Genomic DNA, 16,690 nt, shown 5'->3' with positions numbered 1-16,690 from the left:
ATGAAACAAGTTTTAATCGCTTCTTACGATATGGAGGTTGGCGGCGTAGAACGAAGTCTTGCTGGCATGTTGGATGAGTTCGATTACGACAATCATCGTGTCGACGTCATGTTATACCGGCATAAGGGAGATTTCATGGGTTTGTTATCCCAAAAAGCGAATTTACTGCAGGAGTTGCCTGCTTACGCCACGTTCCGTTCATCCATTAAGGAAACAATCTTATCCGGACATCTCGGTTTAGGATTGGCTCGGCTGCTGTCCAAGTTCCATACAGCCATGCTGACTCTTATGCGGAGAAAACTAACGGAGCCTGGATATCTGCAGATGCAATTGATGTGGAAATACGCACTTCCTTTTTTGCCTAAGGAAGGAAGGCGCTACGATGCGGCGATAAGTTACTTATGGCCGCATTATTATGTGGCTGAGAAGGTTAATGCAACCCGGAAGCTGGCATGGATCCATACCGACTTCTCGACTATCGAAACTGATATCGAAATGGATTTGAAGATTTGGCGCAAATACGATGCCATTATCGCTGTGTCGGAGGGTTGCAAATCCTCATTTGTGAGCAAATATGGCGAGCTTGCGCCTAAAGTGCATGTCGTGGAAAACGTTATATCGCAGCAGGCCGTTACAGCACTGGCAATGGAGCAAGGTGCGGCCAATGAAATGAAAGCTGATGATCGTTTTAAATTATTGACGGTAGCCCGGCTTTCTCACGCCAAAGGAATCGACCAAGCGGTCAAGGCAATGAAAAGGCTTAAAGACAGGGGATTCAACAATATCGTTTGGTATGTGGTTGGTTACGGCGGAGACGAGGCACAAATAAAGGAATTAATTCGTTTTAACCAATTGGAAGACTCTTTCGTGCTGCTAGGCAAGCAGCTCAATCCTTACCCATATATGGCAGCTTGCGATTTATACGTACAGCCTTCGAGGTATGAAGGAAAGGCCGTTACAGTGACGGAAGCTCAAGTGCTCTGTAAGGCGGTGCTCATAACCAATTATCCGACAGCCTCCAGCCAAGTTAGGCATGAACAGGACGGGTACATTGTGCATATGTCCGAGAACGGCATTGCCGATGGCATCGAACATTTATATAACCATCCTGAACTGTTGAAGAAGTTCGAAGATGCGTGCCGGGTAACGAATTACGGCGGCGTTGAGGAGCTCAGCAAGTTATATGCACTGATGATAGATGCCAAAGAAAATGCAGTCGTGTAAGGAGATATCGACATGGATTTGAAAGTGAGCGTTATCGTACCTGTATATAACACGGAGAAGTATCTGTCCGAGTGTATCGAATCGCTGTTGGCACAGACCCTGGATTCATGCGAGTTTCTATTTATTAATGATGGTTCAAGAGACGGAAGCCTCGCGATCCTGGAACGATATCGAATGAAAGACTCTCGCATCCGGGTAATCAATCAGGAGAATCAGGGTGTCAGCGCTGCACGTAATGCCGGTATTGCCGCTGCCAGAGGTGAATATATCGGGTTCGTGGACAGTGACGACTGGGTGGAAGCGGATATGTTCGAGGTCATGTACCAGGCAGCGAAAGCATCGGACTGCGACATTGTTTTAATCGATTATGTGACCCAATTAGAGGGGCAATCCCTAAGAACTCATTTCGAAATTACTTCGGGCACACGGCTTGATCGAGCTTATGTAGAACGAGAAGTCATGCCCATATATATGAAGGGATGGTCAATGAATTCCGTTTGCAACAAATTATTCCGTGCAGAACTAATTGTTGGGAATGAGATATTTTTTCAGAAAGGGAGGGTCCTCGGAGAAGACAAATTGTTCGGAATGGAGTTACTAGCCGCCTCGAACTCTATGTTCTATGAAAAATATGCAGGTTATCATTATCGGGAAGTACAAGGCAGCGCGACCAGGAACCTGTCCAAGATGGATTACTTCGGCCATGCGATAGAAGTATACGAAGAGAATTACCCGCAGGTTTACGCTCGGTTAATGGGACCGGCCCAATTGAATCAACTGAAGTCTATCGAATTAATTCAAGCGATTATGTCCTACATACATGTTTATTTTATACCTGGAAACGGTCTTGCGATTAGGGAGCAATTGTCGGCTGTAAAAGATATTCTGAGGCATACATCAGTTCAGTCTGCGCTTCGCATGTACATAAATCTTAACGTGGATGTAGGGAAGTACGAGCTGTGGATGCTGAGGCTGATGAATCGACGTTCTGCGCTTGGGCTTTATGGATTGACGGCATATAGTAGATTTAGAAACCATACAAGAAACGAGGGGTAGTCAGGTGAAAATATTAATGTTTGCGCATTCTGGTAGCCAAAATCGGGGCTGCGAGGCCATTGTCCGTTCTACAACTAACTTGATCAAAAATCATATTGGCGAATCCAAGGTGTTTTTGGCCTCTTCGAAACCGGAGACCGATAGAGGAATTGACGGACTGGAAGAAGTTTTTGACGGATCGGCTTCCATCATTAAGAAATATTCGGGCAAGTGGTTCGTTGCGTTATTAGAAAATAAATTGTTTCGAACCGAATCCTATGCCTTAGGAGAACTGGAAGCCAAAACAATCAGTCGAATTAAAGATATGGACGTTGTTATGTCGATCGGCGGTGACAATTATTGTTACGGGGAACAACCTGGTTGGTACGAAATCGACAGAAGAGTAAAAAAGCAGGGCAAAAAGCTAGTGTTATGGGGGTGCTCGATCGGAGAAGAGGATATGTCCCCACAGAAGCTTGAGGATCTCAAGCAGTTCGATCTTATCGTTGCACGCGAGTCAATCACATATAACATGTTGAAAGAGAAGGGACTTGCGCAAGTTAAACTTGCAGCCGATCCTGCGTTTACGATGGATCAAGAGCAATTGCCTCTTCCTGACGGGTGGCAAGATGGCAATACCATCGGGATCAACTTCAGTCCGCTCGTCTGGAGACTTAATGAGCAATCCAGGCTAGCCGTGGTCCAGTTGATACAGCATATTCTGGATTCTACCGATATGACGATTGCGTTGACCCCACATGTTATTTATGAAGGGAATAACGATTATGAGATGCTCCAGCACTTCTACAAACAATTTCATGCGACCGGGCGAGTGATATTGCTGCCCGATCATTTGTCTGCGATACAGTACAAAGGGTATATCGGACGGATGAGATTCTTTATTGGAGCGCGTACGCATGCGACGATAGCGGCTTATTCTAACCTGGTGCCCACAATGGTGCTTGGGTATAGCGTGAAGTCTAGAGGGATTGCGAAGGATATCTTTGGAGAAGAGAAGCTGGTGCTTCAAATTAACGAGCTGTCGGATGCCCAAACATTAAAGGCGGGATTTGACGAGCTTCTCCAGGACGAAGCAAACATTAAGCAACATCTTAGACAGGCGATACCAGGCGTGAAGCAATTATCGCGTCAAGCGGTCGACTATCTGAGAGAAATGGCTTAGTGACAGCCATGAAGAAGAAACTACTATTCGTGATGCCTAGTCTGGCAGCAGGCGGAGGAGAACGAAGTCTCGTAAACCTATTATCTCAAATCGATCGCGATAGGTTTGAGGTCGATATTTTTCTCCTGCACCCAGAAGGCATGTTCATGGAGCATTTACCGATATGGGTTACCGTTCTGCCGTTGCCAGGTGATTACCGCAACTTTATTCGTCCGTTAGTACCGGCGGTAGCGGGATTCCTGAAGGGGAGAAAGTTTAAGCTGGCATTCAGGCGACTTCAATACGCGATTGTTAACCGTGCACCTAAATCCGTTGGCGAGCGTGAGCAAGCAGCCTGGAAATATTTGAATGAGAGCTTGGTCCCACTAGAAGGCACTTACGATACGGCAATCGGTTTTCTAGAGAAGACATCCATTTATTTATGCGTTGATTTAGTGTCAGCACGTTCCAAAATCGGGTGGGTACACAATGATTATTCGATGCTGGAAACGAAAGCAGAATTTGATCTCCCCTATTTCCGGAAGCTGGACCATATCGTAACGGTATCGGATGAATGCGCGTCATCGCTAAAGACAATTTTTTCGGAGCACAGCCACAAGGTTAGTGTTATTCACAATATTGTCTCTCCCATGATGATTCGGGGGCTTGCCAAGAGTAGCGAGACAGACATATTCGAGCGACGCGAACGAGAAATCGTCATCTTAACGATTGGGAGGCTGCATGAGCAGAAAGGTCTGGAGCTTGCCATCGCAGCTTGCCGGATCATTTGTGACCGTGGTTTCCGTATACAGTGGAATGTAATCGGCGAAGGCGAGGAGCGGGTAAGATTGTCAGCGCTAATCGAACAATACGGAGTAAACAAATCCTTCAGGCTATTGGGATTACGTTCGAACCCTTACCCGTATCTCGAGCAAGCTGATATCTATGCACAAACCTCCAAATTCGAAGGGAAATCAATTGCCATCGACGAAGCCAAAATCTTGCAAAAACCGATTGTCGTAACGAACTTCAGCACAGCAAAGGATCAAATTCGGCATGAATCGGATGGATTGATTGTGGATATGAACGCAGCGAGCATTGCGGATGGCATTATTCGACTTATCGAGGATCATACCTTACGGCAGCATCTGAAGCTGCAATTATCCGGCATGGAATTAGGAACCGAAGAAGAGATTAACAAGCTGTATCGACTTTTGGCTTAAGGGGGTTCTGTATGAAGAAAAAGTTATTGTTCGTGATGAATAACTTGCATTGCGGAGGAGCGGAGAAGTCGCTGGTCTCCTTACTTAATCATATCGACTATTCTCGATATCAAGTCGATCTGCTGCTCTTTAAGCGCGAAGGAATCTTCATGAAACAATTGCCCCCTGAAGTGACATTAGTTGGAGACATGCAGAACTATCAGTTGTTTGATATGCCGATAGGCCAAGCAATCCGAATAAGTCTGAGACAAAGAGATTTTCGGATTGCCTTCGCAAGAATCGGCGCCGGGTTCATCTTTAGAAGTAAAGTAAACGCGGCTCAGCGAGAACAAAAGCTGTGGAAATATTTATCAACCGCATTGCCTCCCATTTCGATCCGATACGATGCTGCTATTGGTTTTCTGGAGAAAACGCCTGTTTATTATTGTTTGGATAAAGTCGATGCGGAGGTTAAAATCGGATTTGTTCACAACGACTACGAAAAACTTGGCATGGATCCTGCCTACGATAGAGAGCATTTTGGCAAGCTGGACTATTTGGTTACAGTTTCCGACATTTGCTCCGATGTATTGCTTCGATTGTTCCCTGAGCACATGAAAAAGGTAAAGGTGATTCAGAATATCGTATCTCCGGACTTGATTGTTGCGATGTCGCACGAAAGCGAGAGGTATGGCATTCCGTCTCTGGAAAACGAGTTTACGATTGTTTCGGTCGGTCGATTAAACATGCAAAAAGGGTTTGATATGGCCGCGCATGCTTGCCGTTTGTTACTTGACCGAGGGATTCATATTCGTTGGTATATCGTTGGTGAAGGCGAGGAAAGACGTAAACTAGAGTTGTTGATAGAAACGTTGGAGCTGCGTGAACATTTTTATTTGGTTGGTTTACAGGATAACCCTTATGCCTATATCAGGCGTGCGGATCTTTATGTCCAGCCATCCCGATTTGAGGGGAAATCGATTGCCATCGATGAAGCGAAGATATTGGGTATGCCTATCGTCGTTACCCATTTCTCGACGGCGGAGGATCAGATTAGTCACGGGAAAAATGGTTGGATCGTCGAAATGAATGCTGAAGCGTTAGCGGAGGGGATCGCCGCTTTGGCAGGTGATCCAAGCTTAAGACAAACATTATCTGAAGAACTCAAACAGGAAAGACTTGGTACGGCAGGGGAAGTAGAGAAGCTGTACGAATTGATTGCCGGAGGGGGGAGAGCTTGATGCTGCAGCTTATTGCGATAATCGTTCTTGTAGCGGTAATAGCCGTCATTTTTATCGATTTTATGCCCATTGCAAGGGATTGGTTGGGGCGTATCCACATAGGAAGATACAGCAGCCGGAGCGCATGGAAAGTGGCGGTAACGGATACAGGGATGAAGTGGCTTAATCGTACACCTACTATTAAGGTGACGGACAACAATCGAATGATCGTGATTGATATGTTAAAGGGTAACTATAAACGAACGACCATACAGCATTGGCAAGAAGCCGCATTGTTGCTGGGGTTTGCCGAGCATATGCAGCTTCAAGGCGAAGATGCCGGATTAAAGATGAGGATTGAACAGTACTATTCGGATACGTTCGATTCTGGTGGCCAATGGAAGGTCAAACCTCAGCATGTCGATGTTGGCATTCTTGGTTATGCGATAATGAAGACGGCAGGTGAATCCGTGGATCGTTTCAAGCCAGCTCTTGATGAGCTTTGGCAATTGATTCAAGACCACACGGGTGAGGATGGAACCGTTAAATATCGGATTTCAATGCCACAATACCGATACGTGGATACGATTGGTTTTATCTGTCCGTTTCTTATTGCATACGGTACAAGGTATGGGAAGAAGGAATGTATTGAGCTTGCTGTTCGACAATTGGAGCACTACGAGCAACATGGGATGTTAGGCAAACATTATATTCCAAGCCATGCCTATCATATTACCAAGCTGATGCCTGCAGGGTTGTATGGCTGGGGCAGAGGTCTTGGTTGGTTTGCGATCGGCTTGATCGATGCTTGGTCGGAGCTGCCTGCAGAGGATGTAGCAAACAAAGAAAAGCTAGCGGGAATGATCAAGAGATTTGCGAAAGCAGTACTCTCATTCCAGCATGCAAGTGGAAGCTGGAATTGGTCAGTTAATCGAGACGAAGCGAGAGCGGATTCGTCGGCAACGGCAACACTCGGCTGGTTTCTGGTTCGTGCCGCCGATATTGAGGAACTGCAGGCAGCTTGCAAAGAAGGAGCAGAGCGTGCTGCAAACTATCTCATGCGCGTTACCCGTCGTGGAGGCGAAGTCGACTTCTCGCAAGGAGACACGAAGGATATCGGGGTTTATTCTATGTTGTTTGGTATACTTCCGTTTACTCAAGGCTTCACGATAAGATTAGCGAGCGCGATAAGCCGATGAGAGTCAAGCACACGGTTCTCAACATTGCGGCAGGGCTAGGTAATCAACTGATCATTACTGCGCTCAGCTTCGTTTCTCGTACCGTTTTTATTAGCAGCTTAGGGCTAGAGTATTTGGGAGTGAATGCATTATTTACTAGTGTGCTGGCTATGCTCTCTCTTGCCGAAGCGGGGATCGGGGCAAGTATCGTCTATCATTTGTACAAACCGGTAGCAGACGGGGATAAACCAAGAGTCATGGCGTTAATGCGTCTGTATCGGAATACATACCGCATTATTTCTGGTGCGGTTATGCTGCTCGGGCTATTGGTATTACCGTTCTTGCCGCTCATTGTCAAAGAGACGAGCATCGAACATATTGAGCTGATTTATTCGATCTTTCTTCTGAATACAGCGGTGCCTTATCTGTTCGTATACAAACATTCGTACCTGAACGTCAATCAAAAAAACTATATCGTGACGATGGCGTTTTCGATTTCCGCGATCATATCGACAAGTGCCAAAATTGCAATTTTGTATTTGACAGAAAATTATTTGTTATATCTGGCTTTCGATAGTTCAATAACGATCATTACATCGCTCTTGTTAGCGGGGTATGCCAATCGAGCATATCCGTTCTTAAAGGAAAAGTCGAGTGTACAGCTTGACCCCGAAACCAAAGCGGGTTTTTATCGAAATATGAAAGCGATCTGTATCGCCAATATCGGGAATTATTTTATCTTTGGCGTGGAGAGTATTATGATTTCGACCTTCGTCAGCCTTGCTGCCGTCGGATTGTACGCCAACTATAAGATGTTGCTCGATATAAGCCGTACCTTTATGAATCAGATATTCTCCGGGATGTATCATAGCGTCGGTAACCTGGTAGCGAAGGAAAAGGATGCAAAAATTTATGAAATTTACAAAGTAACGTTCCTCTTGAATTTTTGGTTATATTCGTTACTAGCGATAGGCATGTATGTGCTTATACAGCCGTTCATCTCAGTATGGCTTGGTGAGTCGTTCCGCCTGGGAGATTCGATTCTACTCGTCCTCGTTATCATGTTCTATGAGCGAGGAATGCGCAATACAATTACGACTGTTAAGACAACATCCGGCATCTTTGTGGCAGACAGGTACGCTCCGCTGGTTCAAGCCGCTATTAATTTGGGATTATCGTATTGGCTCGTTCATTGGCTGGGATTCGTCGGAATCTTCTTAGGTGGATTAATCAGCGCAATCGCGATTCCGTTCTGGACGACCCCTCTGCTTGTGTATAGAGAGGTGTTCAAGAAGTCTCTTGTTCATTATTATGGACGATATGTCGTATACACGATAATCGGTCTTCTAGCACTAGGTACTGCCCATTTCATTTGCGGATTCATTTCGGATGATCATTATTTGGGATTATTGATGCAAGGGGTGGCGATTGTCTCTGTTGTAAATGCGATGTACATCCTGGCGTTCTATCGTACGAAAGAGTTCGGGTATTTGCGTAATCTGGCCAAGTCCTTTATAGGTAAAGTGGTGCCGGATCGAACTCGTGTGCAAGCTGCGACTTTAAAAACAGGTGAATAAAAAGGGATAAAATTAAGGCCTCCTGTCTCGAGACAGGAGGGCCTTGTTGTATTATCTATAAAATCGTTCCGTAAGGACGGAAGAATGCTATTGGAGCAACTTCCTGCCATATGACCGATCCATCAGCGACTGTTGCACCAGAGGCACTTGGCCAAGCAGGGATGATCGTTCCCGTCGTCCCAGATTTCGTAGCTTCATATATTCGATTGCCCCCGTAAATGCGGGTTCCTTTTACTTGTGCTTTACTTGGTGCCCATGCTGTTGCGCTAACTGCTCCTGCTACGACGCAAACCCAGCCAACGTGACTTCCAGCAGATGGAGCTGCATTGCCGTACGTATCTCCTTTGAACCAAACGCCTGAAGTAGGAGGCGTGAGCCCTTCAATATCGATGTCGTAGTCTATATAAATGCCAGCTTGGGGAGCAGGCAAGTTGATGTTTGAGAACACGTTTCTACTATTTGTGAATTGGCGGACTGCTTTGCTGTTGGTCGAATTGTAATATTGGAGATTCAGACGTCCGCTTCCCGTGTAAGTGATATGTGATCTTTTGATGGATAATGAGATCGTCCCAATCACGTTAAACACGTTTGTTAGCAAGTAAGCAAAGGAGCTGCTGGAGATCGATATTGAGCTGCGTTGCAGCTCGATTTCGCCGTATCCCGTGTTAAATTCGCCTTGGAACAAATAGGTATTCGAATTTACGACGATTTGGCAATCCAGCAACTGCGTGATAGGCGATTCTTCCGGAGTGTTTATGTTGCCAATTTTCACGATTGAATCAATTAGCTTACCGTGGCTAATGACCACAATTCTTCGTTTCATTGAAAAAATATGGTTATTGATCAGGCATTTATTGAAAGTACAAGAAGCGAATGTGATATTTTCTGCGAGTTTGCTTTGATTTCGGGTTTCAAGCTTTAAATTGAGATTCATAAATACAGTATCGGAAAAGCGGTAAGCTCTGAATGTCAGATCCTTCTGGGTGTTATATCCTTCGAACGTACACTTATCAATCGAATTCGCGGTAACGACAGGGGTTCCGACGAACTGATCGGTCCATATGAAATGGTTGCTTTCATTTACTGTCATGTCATCATCAGGCATGGCGAAGCTTCCGACATCAATTAAGGTATTGTTCTGGAAGTAGAGGTCGTAGCCGGTGCCTCCTAGTCCTGCATTAGGGGTGGATACGATTGTATTATGAGAGATATTGACATGGGCATGCGGCAAGTGTGCATCCATCAGACCTATACCAGTCTGGCAGCGGTACAAATAATTTTCTTTTACATTCGCCATATGAAGCGAATATAAGTTAATACCAATTGAACTCAAATTATAGAAATGGTTGTTATGAATTTCTATGGTCCAGCATCCGACTAGAGCACCATGAAAAAGATTGTAAAACAAATTGTTACGAACAATACAGTTGTCTCCGTAAGAATCTTCCTGATTAACGCCATATCTTGTAGGATCAGGAAATATAGGCTTACGGTCTAGCAACCCGGTCCCGTCATGAATGCTATTGTATTGAACGGTATTGTAATTGCCACCGAGTGTAATGCCGCCCCGATGGATGTTGTAGACCTCGTTATGCTCGATGGTGTTATGGTGTGGCGTAAGTCCGAATTTTAATGTAATCTGCATGTTCTTGGCTGGATTGGTTTCGTTATTGAATAGGAAGCGGAACTTTCGTGCTTCAGTCGGAATGGAAATGGGCGTATATATTTTTTTGTTGCTGTAATAACCGAGATACGAATTATCTGCAGCGTAATAAGCCACATCGATTTCCTTGTTGGTAATGGCCGTAAGCCGCGTATATCCAGCTCCTGCGACCAAAAAACTATTGTAATCGGTTGTAGGCAAGGTGATAAGTTGAGAAACGAGTGTCTTCCCTGTGGCTGGAATGACTGCTCCTGTATTACGATCGATATCGTTGACCGTAAGACCAAGACCAAACTCCGCATAATCGTAATTTCCAGTACTGTCGATGGAAATACCGTCCCCCATATAACTGCTGATGGTACATTGGCTAACCGTGCAATGAGAAGAGCCTTTGATTATTTGAATCCCATACGTCCATTCAACGGCTGCTTCTGCAGGGTTGACGAAGCTTCGATCTGCCTTGTCCCCGATCAGGACCGCATTGCGTACATGACTGTCAGTCACGCTCTGCAGCTTGATACTGACACCATCTTGACCGTTCGAATCTCTGCCAGGGAAGTTGTAGTAATCGGTAGCTCCGGTTCTAGTATCGAAGGGGGATTTGTTCGTAGAATCGTAGATGACCTTAAGCGTCGAGCCGCCGAAGTCGAGCGTCAAATTGCTCTGCGTAATCATAATGGTGCGAGGATAACAAATGGCGTACAAACCTTTCGGCACGAAGAGATATCGGTAACCATTGTCGTAAGCCCATTGAATCGCGTTGTTGAATCCCTGCACGTTGCGGTCAGCCTGCAAATAGTTGGCGTTGGTATACGGTTTGGAAGGGAGTCCGGCTATGATCCCCCATCGTGATAGCTCCAGCGTATAGCTTAAAGTGCTTCCGGAATCTGTCCCTGTCCCCGGTGATCCTTGAGGCCCTTGCGGTCCGACGTCTCCCTTAGGCCCTTGAATACCCTGGGGCCCGGCCGGCCCACTCGCACCGGTTGGTCCAGCAATCCCCTGCGCGCCGGTCGCACCAGTTGCGCCTTTAGCACCTGCGGCACCTACTGGACCTGCGGGACCTGCGGGGCCTGCGGCACCGGCTGGACCTTGAGGACCGGCCGCTCCCGCAAGTCCCTGTGCACCAGTCGCGCCAGTTGCTCCCGTCGGACCAGTCGCACCAGTCGGTCCCGTGGCACCGTAACCGCTTGGCAGTGCCGACGTTCTAATTTTGCCCGTGGTAGGATCATAAATGGAGTCCATTTTGGTCTGCAATTCGTTATCGTCATAGACGAGGAAATCTTGTCCGTTTACGTTCAGATATCCGTTATCAGGCATACGCTCACCTCTCGTCTCTATGGATTTGTTACTAGTATCAGTATATGTATGAGATAGATGACGGGAAGTGTATGCGTCTAGCCGCAGATGCGGAGGTGCATCATCTCCATGGAGGCCTATTGATTGGCATAAGGGAGCGGCTATTATCCAGCTCAGCTAGATGCTAGATATCGTGAAGGACTTTGTTACGTTTAACAGAACATTTTTGTTCGTTATAGCAGACAGCATACTGTCCTTATGATACAATGTTCTTAATAAAGAACATTGAACAATCTCTAGTTCTTTTTGGAGAATAAGATGGCGGAGGCGAAAACATTGACAATATTGATAACGGGCGGAGCAGGTTATATCGGCAGTCATACCTGCGTAGAGCTGCTGCGAGCAGGGCATGACATTGTCGTTATCGACAATTTATCAAACAGCCATTCGGAAGCACTTGACCGTGTCGCCGAATTAGGAGGCAAAGCCTTCCCAGTCTATATACAGGACCTGACGGATCGGCAGGCTCTTCGCGCAATATTCCGAGTGCATGACATTGATGCTGTCATCCATTTCGCTGGACTCAAAGCGGTGGGTGAATCCGTGCAGCTGCCGATGAAATATTACCGTCAAAATCTGATCAGCACCATGATGCTGTGCGAAACCATGGATGAGTTTGGCGTGCGGCGTCTGCTCTTCAGCTCCTCGGCTACGGTTTATGGGCTGCCCAAGGAGGTACCGATTTCGGAGCAAGCCGAGGTTGGTGCCGTTAATCCATATGGGCGAACGAAACAGATGATCGAACAAATGCTCGAGGATTTGGTCAGCTCAGATCCGCGCTGGAGCATCGGTGTGTTGCGTTACTTTAATCCAGTTGGCGCTCATGTGAGTGGACGGATTGGAGAAGATCCCAGCGGCGTGCCGAATAATTTGTTGCCGTACATAACGCAAGTTGCAATTGGCAAGCTGAAGGAGGTAGCCGTCTTCGGTGACGACTATGATACGCCGGATGGTACGGGCGTCAGAGATTACATCCACGTGGTGGATTTGGCTAACGGACATTTGCGCGCACTCGACAAGCTTTCGGCGGATCGTGGACTTCATGTCTATAATCTTGGTACCGGCTGCGGGTTTAGCGTAATGGATATGATCAGAGCATTTGAGCGAGCATCTGGTCGCAGTATTCCATACCGGATCGTAGCGAGAAGGCCAGGGGACGTAGGGGCATGTTATGCGAACCCGTCCAAGGCGAATGCCGAGCTGGGATGGCGAGCAGAGCGCGGCATTGATGAAATGTGCGCGGACGCATGGAGATGGCAGCTGGCCAATCCGAGAGGGTATGCGAGCAGTATGGCATATGCGGAACCAATCTAAGACCAAGAGGTGTGCGTATGCACAAGCAGAGTGTCCAGGTGAGTGTCGTCATCCCCGTGTTTAATGCCGGCTATAAGCTGCACAATTGTATGCAATCGATCCTTGCTCAGACTGAGCAGTCATGGGAAGTGATCGTGATCAATGACGGTTCAACAGACGAGAGCGGCTCGATCTGTAGTTATTACGCCTCCTTGGACGATCGGATTGTCATCATCGAGCAGCAGCGAAGGGGCAGTATCGCGGCGAGGCGGAAGGGCATTGAACTCGTGACCTCGCCATACATAACCTTCTTGGATGCCGATGATTGGATGGAGCCGACCATGCTGGAGAGGCTGCTGCAAACCATCAAGGATTATGAAGCCGATATAGCGGCAAGCAACTCCTACCGCGTGCTCAACGACTTCGCTTGGCCTAAGCGATTTAACACCAGTCACTACTTTCAACAAGAAAAAGTATACAGAGGAACTTCGATCAGGGACGAATTAGTAACTTCATTTATATACGGACATGACTTCCCAGCCTCGCTGCATGGCAAGCTGTACAGAACCGAGCTTGCGCGGAAGAGCGGAGCGTATCTGCAACATCTGACTTTCTTCGGAGATGATCTGTATTTCAATATGGAGATGTTCTTGCTGTCGAACACGGTCACGCTCATTCCGGAACCGTTGTATTACTATCGTGCAGGCGGGATGACCAGCCGGTATATGCCGGAGCTTCTGCAGCAAATCATTTCCGGTTATCGCATACAGCGTCTGGTCATTGATCATTATTATCCGACTGCAGCCAAAGAGGATAACTACATCGGTTCCAATGTCATGCTCCTTAATACGCTACCGACCTGCCTTCGGAACCTCTTTCTAGGCGGATTGTCTCAGGAGGAGCGCCATTCGCAGATCGTGGCGATGTGCAATCATCCAGAGGTGAAAAGCTGCGCGCATCACGAACCTTCCGCCAAGCATGTGAATCAGCGACTCGTTCGGGCCATACTTATGGGAGATATCTCCTATCTGGATCGATTGGGGCATGTTAAATTTATGAAGCAGCGACTAAAAAACTGGATACTACATCCTCTTTACGCAATTGATTCCAGTAAATTCGACAAATTGAGAAACAATTTCTTAAAATCTGAAGACACAAAGCGACAGTATCTTCGTTCCAGATAGGCTATTATTTGGTATATGAACTTTAGCGAGTCTAATATATGGGAGACTAGGAAGTGCGCTTATTATCTGGGCACCTTATAGCGCATGGAGTCAGTGGTGCAACCGCCCCAATCGAATGGGGGATTTTGGGGATGACACGATTTATATCGGACAACCAGCAGGAATTGGATGCGGAGTGGGTAGAGCTGATGTTAAGCGCGCGTTCGAAGGGTCTCACAACAGAAGAAGTGAGCAAGGTACTGCGTATCCTTCAAGAGCAGGGGCAATCTAATATAAAAGAAAACGCTGTATAGGTATACAGCGTTATTCGCGGTTGAACTTCCATTTATTAAATTCCAGAAACTCTTTGAATTGTTCCTTGCTCACGCCAGAAGCCATTGCTTCACGCACGAGTTCCTCCCAATCCCGGTCTAGGTTAGCGGAAGTACCCGCACCTTGTTCCTGGCCTATAAATTCCTCCACAGGTACATTCAAAACCTCGCCAATCTTCTCTAAGAACTGGATGGAAGGATTCTGTTGCAGTCCTCTCTCAATGGAGCTTAAATAAGATTTCGCAACCCCTGCCCGTTGAGAGAGCTCAGTTAACGAGAAACCCTTTCGTTTGCGAAACATCTGAATCCGTTCTCCAATCATAGCAGAGGCCTCCTTGGTAAGCGCAATCACAACAATATACGTTCTATTATAACGAATATATTGCAATTACGAAAGCGAAATAACGGAGAATGGTTCTGATGATGCAAGGGATCGGGACTTTTTGGCATTATAAGTAAAAAAATGAAGGTTAAAATGATGATACTTTTGCAGCTTCTTGTTTCTGGAGTGTTTTGCCCAGATATCCGGATGGATCAGATGCGAGCGAGGAGTAGTCGCCTTGCTCGATTAGCTTGCCTTCGCTAAGTACAAATACATGATCCGCGCCACGGAGCGTAGAGAGTCTATGCGCGACAAGAATGATGGTCATAGAGCCTTTGAGCCGGTCAATTGCTTCTTGTATATGGCTTTCGTTGTCTGCATCGAGTGCGCTAGTGGCTTCATCAAGCACCAGTATAGACGGCTTACGAATAATCGCTCTAGCCAGGACGAGCCTCTGACGCTCACCGCCAGACAACCTAACGCCGCGATCCCCGATCAACGTATCTAGTCCTTCCGGCAGCTTGCTCACAAATTCAGCGCAGGAAGCGAAGCGGAGCGCTTCCCATATTTGCTCATCCGAAGCTTCAGGCAGCACCAAAGTCAAGTTGTCCCTAATGGTCGCGTTGAACAGGAATGGGTCCTGCGGCACGTAGCTGATCGAACGGCGATACGCCGCCAGATTTGCCGTGGATAAGGTGACACCGTCGATTGTGATTTCACCTTCGCTAGGTGTCATGAGTCCCATAATAACATCGATCAGCGTACTTTTGCCCGCACCGGATGGACCTACGATTGCGGTCATCGAGTTCGCGGGTATAAACAAATGGATATCCTCAAGTGATGAGGGGGAACCAGGCGCATATTTGAAGGATAATCGACGGCACTCGATACCTTGACGTATGGTCATAGGCAAGACTGTTGCAGCCGTCGGCTTCATTCGTTCGGTGGCCTCTTCGTAATCTTGTCTTAGCATGGAAAGGGTTTTACAAGCAGGCTCCATGGATGCAAGCTGCTCCAGACTAGACTGGATGGATGTAAATCTAGGCCACAGCCGTGCAAAGATTACAGTAATGGTAAGCAATTCGATGCCTTGCGTACGGAAGAGCAAGAATGTTCCCAATATAAAGCCGGAAATCAGGAATGTAGAAGACAGTTTGTAGATGAGCTGAGAATTCATTCGCAGCTTGACGTAGGATATTTGCTCGCGGTTCGTGCCGTTAGTCAAGTTGTATAACCAATCCAGACGCGAAGCTTCGAGTGAGTTGCTTTTGATATCCTTCATTCCTGTGATTTGATCGGTAATTCCTGCAAGATATTGTTGAGAAAGTTGGGAGGTTTGGTTTCCCAGCTCCTTTGCCTTGCGAATAAATTTACGGGAAAGCAAGCCCAGCACAGCACCGCAAATCAGGACAAACAACGTCAGCAAAGGCGATAACCAGAAGGCGATTCCGATCTGGATGACCGTGAAAATAACGGAAGCGACAAGCTGCAGAAATGTGTTCATAGCTCCGAGCACGCGTGCTAGTTCTATGGTCAGCACATTAATCAAGTCAGATCCGCGTTTGCGCAGGAAAAAAGGCCAGCTGGCATTTAATAAACCATTATAGGTTTCGAGGCGCAGCTTCTGCGCGTATCGTTGCTGCAGCATAACGTTCCGGATCATAATATACCGGTAAATCAAGCTGTGAGAAATCGTGGTCAAGGTGAAGAGCCCCAGTACGATACATAAAGCTGCAAGGGTAGGGAAGCCTCCTAAGATCTCACCTATCCATGCAAAATATCCTCCTCCCATGTCAAGGCTGACTAGGCCAATAATGCCAAGCAGCGGAACGAGGAGGAGGATGCCGACGCTTTCTAGCAAGCTGCTGGCGACCATACCGAACAGATTGAAGTACAGCGCTGCTCCCGAATGGTCATGTAATTGTTTCACATAATATCTTATTTCTTTCATACTGCTAACCTC

The 16,690-nt window shown here is 46.8% G+C and carries 13 protein-coding genes and 1 riboswitch; of the genes, 10 read left to right on the top strand and 3 right to left on the bottom strand.

Annotation, left to right across the window (positions count from 1 at the left end; translation table 11 throughout):
* From ACX1C1_RS25605 to ACX1C1_RS25575, 7 genes are read left to right on the top strand one after another with little or no spacing between them, the layout of a single operon-like run.
* A complete protein-coding gene (locus tag ACX1C1_RS25605) occupies positions 1 to 1,224 on the top strand; it encodes a glycosyltransferase (protein WP_458954937.1) in 1,224 nt (407 codons plus the stop codon).
* A gap of 12 nt (positions 1,225 to 1,236) precedes the next feature.
* Positions 1,237 to 2,280, top strand: a complete 1,044-nt coding sequence (locus ACX1C1_RS25600) for a glycosyltransferase family 2 protein (RefSeq protein ID WP_458954936.1) — start codon at positions 1,237 to 1,239, stop codon at positions 2,278 to 2,280.
* Positions 2,281 to 2,284: 4 nt separating this feature from the next.
* Positions 2,285 to 3,442 (top strand): polysaccharide pyruvyl transferase family protein, encoded by a 1,158-nt coding sequence (locus ACX1C1_RS25595; RefSeq protein WP_458954935.1) that lies wholly within the window; start codon positions 2,285 to 2,287, stop codon positions 3,440 to 3,442.
* An 8-nt stretch (positions 3,443 to 3,450) separates the two neighbouring features.
* Complete coding sequence (locus ACX1C1_RS25590) at positions 3,451 to 4,644, top strand: glycosyltransferase (protein ID WP_458957799.1); 1,194 nt, start codon at positions 3,451 to 3,453, stop codon at positions 4,642 to 4,644.
* 11 nt (positions 4,645 to 4,655) lie between these two features.
* Positions 4,656 to 5,864, top strand: coding sequence for a glycosyltransferase (locus ACX1C1_RS25585; protein ID WP_458954934.1), 1,209 nt, complete (start codon positions 4,656 to 4,658; stop codon positions 5,862 to 5,864).
* Entirely contained in the window at positions 5,864 to 7,042 is a 1,179-nt protein-coding gene (locus tag ACX1C1_RS25580; protein ID WP_458954933.1) for a glycoside hydrolase family 88 protein, read from the top strand. Before ACX1C1_RS25585 ends, ACX1C1_RS25580 begins: the two co-directional genes overlap by 1 nt.
* Positions 7,039 to 8,598, top strand: a complete 1,560-nt coding sequence (locus tag ACX1C1_RS25575) for a lipopolysaccharide biosynthesis protein (RefSeq protein WP_458954932.1) — start codon at positions 7,039 to 7,041, stop codon at positions 8,596 to 8,598. Before ACX1C1_RS25580 ends, ACX1C1_RS25575 begins: the two co-directional genes overlap by 4 nt.
* A gap of 55 nt (positions 8,599 to 8,653) precedes the next feature.
* Here ACX1C1_RS25575 and ACX1C1_RS25570 read toward each other — a convergent pair whose 3' ends face one another.
* Positions 8,654 to 11,578 carry a right-handed parallel beta-helix repeat-containing protein gene (locus ACX1C1_RS25570; protein WP_458954931.1) on the bottom strand — a complete coding sequence of 975 codons (2,925 nt, stop codon included), beginning with the start codon at positions 11,576 to 11,578 and terminating at the stop codon, positions 8,654 to 8,656.
* A gap of 315 nt (positions 11,579 to 11,893) precedes the next feature.
* Here ACX1C1_RS25570 and galE point away from each other — a divergent pair, with 315 nt between their 5' ends.
* The 3 genes from galE (at position 11,894) to ACX1C1_RS25555 (ending at position 14,387) form a co-directional block, all read left to right on the top strand.
* Positions 11,894 to 12,931 carry a UDP-glucose 4-epimerase GalE gene (gene galE / locus ACX1C1_RS25565; RefSeq protein WP_458954930.1) on the top strand — a complete coding sequence of 346 codons (1,038 nt, stop codon included), beginning with the start codon at positions 11,894 to 11,896 and terminating at the stop codon, positions 12,929 to 12,931.
* Between the two features lie 17 nt (positions 12,932 to 12,948).
* Positions 12,949 to 14,094, top strand: coding sequence for a glycosyltransferase family 2 protein (locus ACX1C1_RS25560; protein ID WP_458954929.1), 1,146 nt, complete (start codon positions 12,949 to 12,951; stop codon positions 14,092 to 14,094).
* Between the two features lie 32 nt (positions 14,095 to 14,126).
* A riboswitch (cyclic di-GMP riboswitch) is annotated at positions 14,127 to 14,211 on the top strand.
* Positions 14,212 to 14,225: 14 nt separating this feature from the next.
* The gene (locus ACX1C1_RS25555) at positions 14,226 to 14,387 is read left to right on the top strand and encodes an anti-repressor SinI family protein (RefSeq protein ID WP_458954928.1); all 162 of its coding nucleotides are present in this window, start codon (positions 14,226 to 14,228) and stop codon (positions 14,385 to 14,387) included.
* Between the two features lie 10 nt (positions 14,388 to 14,397).
* Here ACX1C1_RS25555 and ACX1C1_RS25550 read toward each other — a convergent pair whose 3' ends face one another.
* Together ACX1C1_RS25550 and ACX1C1_RS25545 are read right to left on the bottom strand one after the other, a co-directional pair.
* Positions 14,398 to 14,727, bottom strand: coding sequence for a helix-turn-helix domain-containing protein (locus ACX1C1_RS25550; protein WP_458954927.1), 330 nt, complete (start codon positions 14,725 to 14,727; stop codon positions 14,398 to 14,400).
* A 148-nt stretch (positions 14,728 to 14,875) separates the two neighbouring features.
* The gene (locus ACX1C1_RS25545; protein ID WP_458954926.1) at positions 14,876 to 16,678 is read right to left on the bottom strand and encodes an ABC transporter ATP-binding protein; all 1,803 of its coding nucleotides are present in this window, start codon (positions 16,676 to 16,678) and stop codon (positions 14,876 to 14,878) included.
* Between the last annotated feature and the right edge of the window lie 12 nt (positions 16,679 to 16,690).

The organism is Paenibacillus sp. strain BS8-2 (genome assembly GCF_054483835.1).
The sequence above is the reverse complement of the archived record's forward strand: the minus strand, read 5'-3'. Positions and strand labels throughout refer to the sequence as shown.

Bases quoted from the DNA above. Each gene is read 5' to 3' on its own strand.
- ACX1C1_RS25605 (WP_458954937.1), top strand. From the start codon at position 1: ATGAAACAAGTTTTAATCGCTTCTTACGATATGGAGGTTGGCGGCGTA.
- ACX1C1_RS25600 (WP_458954936.1), top strand. From the start codon at position 1,237: ATGGATTTGAAAGTGAGCGTTATCGTACCTGTATATAACACGGAGAAG.
- ACX1C1_RS25590 (WP_458957799.1), top strand. From the start codon at position 3,451: ATGAAGAAGAAACTACTATTCGTGATGCCTAGTCTGGCAGCAGGCGGA.
- ACX1C1_RS25585 (WP_458954934.1), top strand. From the start codon at position 4,656: ATGAAGAAAAAGTTATTGTTCGTGATGAATAACTTGCATTGCGGAGGA.
- ACX1C1_RS25580 (WP_458954933.1), top strand. From the start codon at position 5,864: ATGCTGCAGCTTATTGCGATAATCGTTCTTGTAGCGGTAATAGCCGTC.
- ACX1C1_RS25575 (WP_458954932.1), top strand. From the start codon at position 7,039: ATGAGAGTCAAGCACACGGTTCTCAACATTGCGGCAGGGCTAGGTAAT.
- ACX1C1_RS25570 (WP_458954931.1), bottom strand. From the start codon at position 11,578: ATGCCTGATAACGGATATCTGAACGTAAACGGACAAGATTTCCTCGTC.
- ACX1C1_RS25560 (WP_458954929.1), top strand. From the start codon at position 12,949: ATGCACAAGCAGAGTGTCCAGGTGAGTGTCGTCATCCCCGTGTTTAAT.
- ACX1C1_RS25555 (WP_458954928.1), top strand. From the start codon at position 14,226: ATGACACGATTTATATCGGACAACCAGCAGGAATTGGATGCGGAGTGG.
- ACX1C1_RS25550 (WP_458954927.1), bottom strand. From the start codon at position 14,727: ATGATTGGAGAACGGATTCAGATGTTTCGCAAACGAAAGGGTTTCTCG.
- ACX1C1_RS25545 (WP_458954926.1), bottom strand. From the start codon at position 16,678: ATGAAAGAAATAAGATATTATGTGAAACAATTACATGACCATTCGGGA.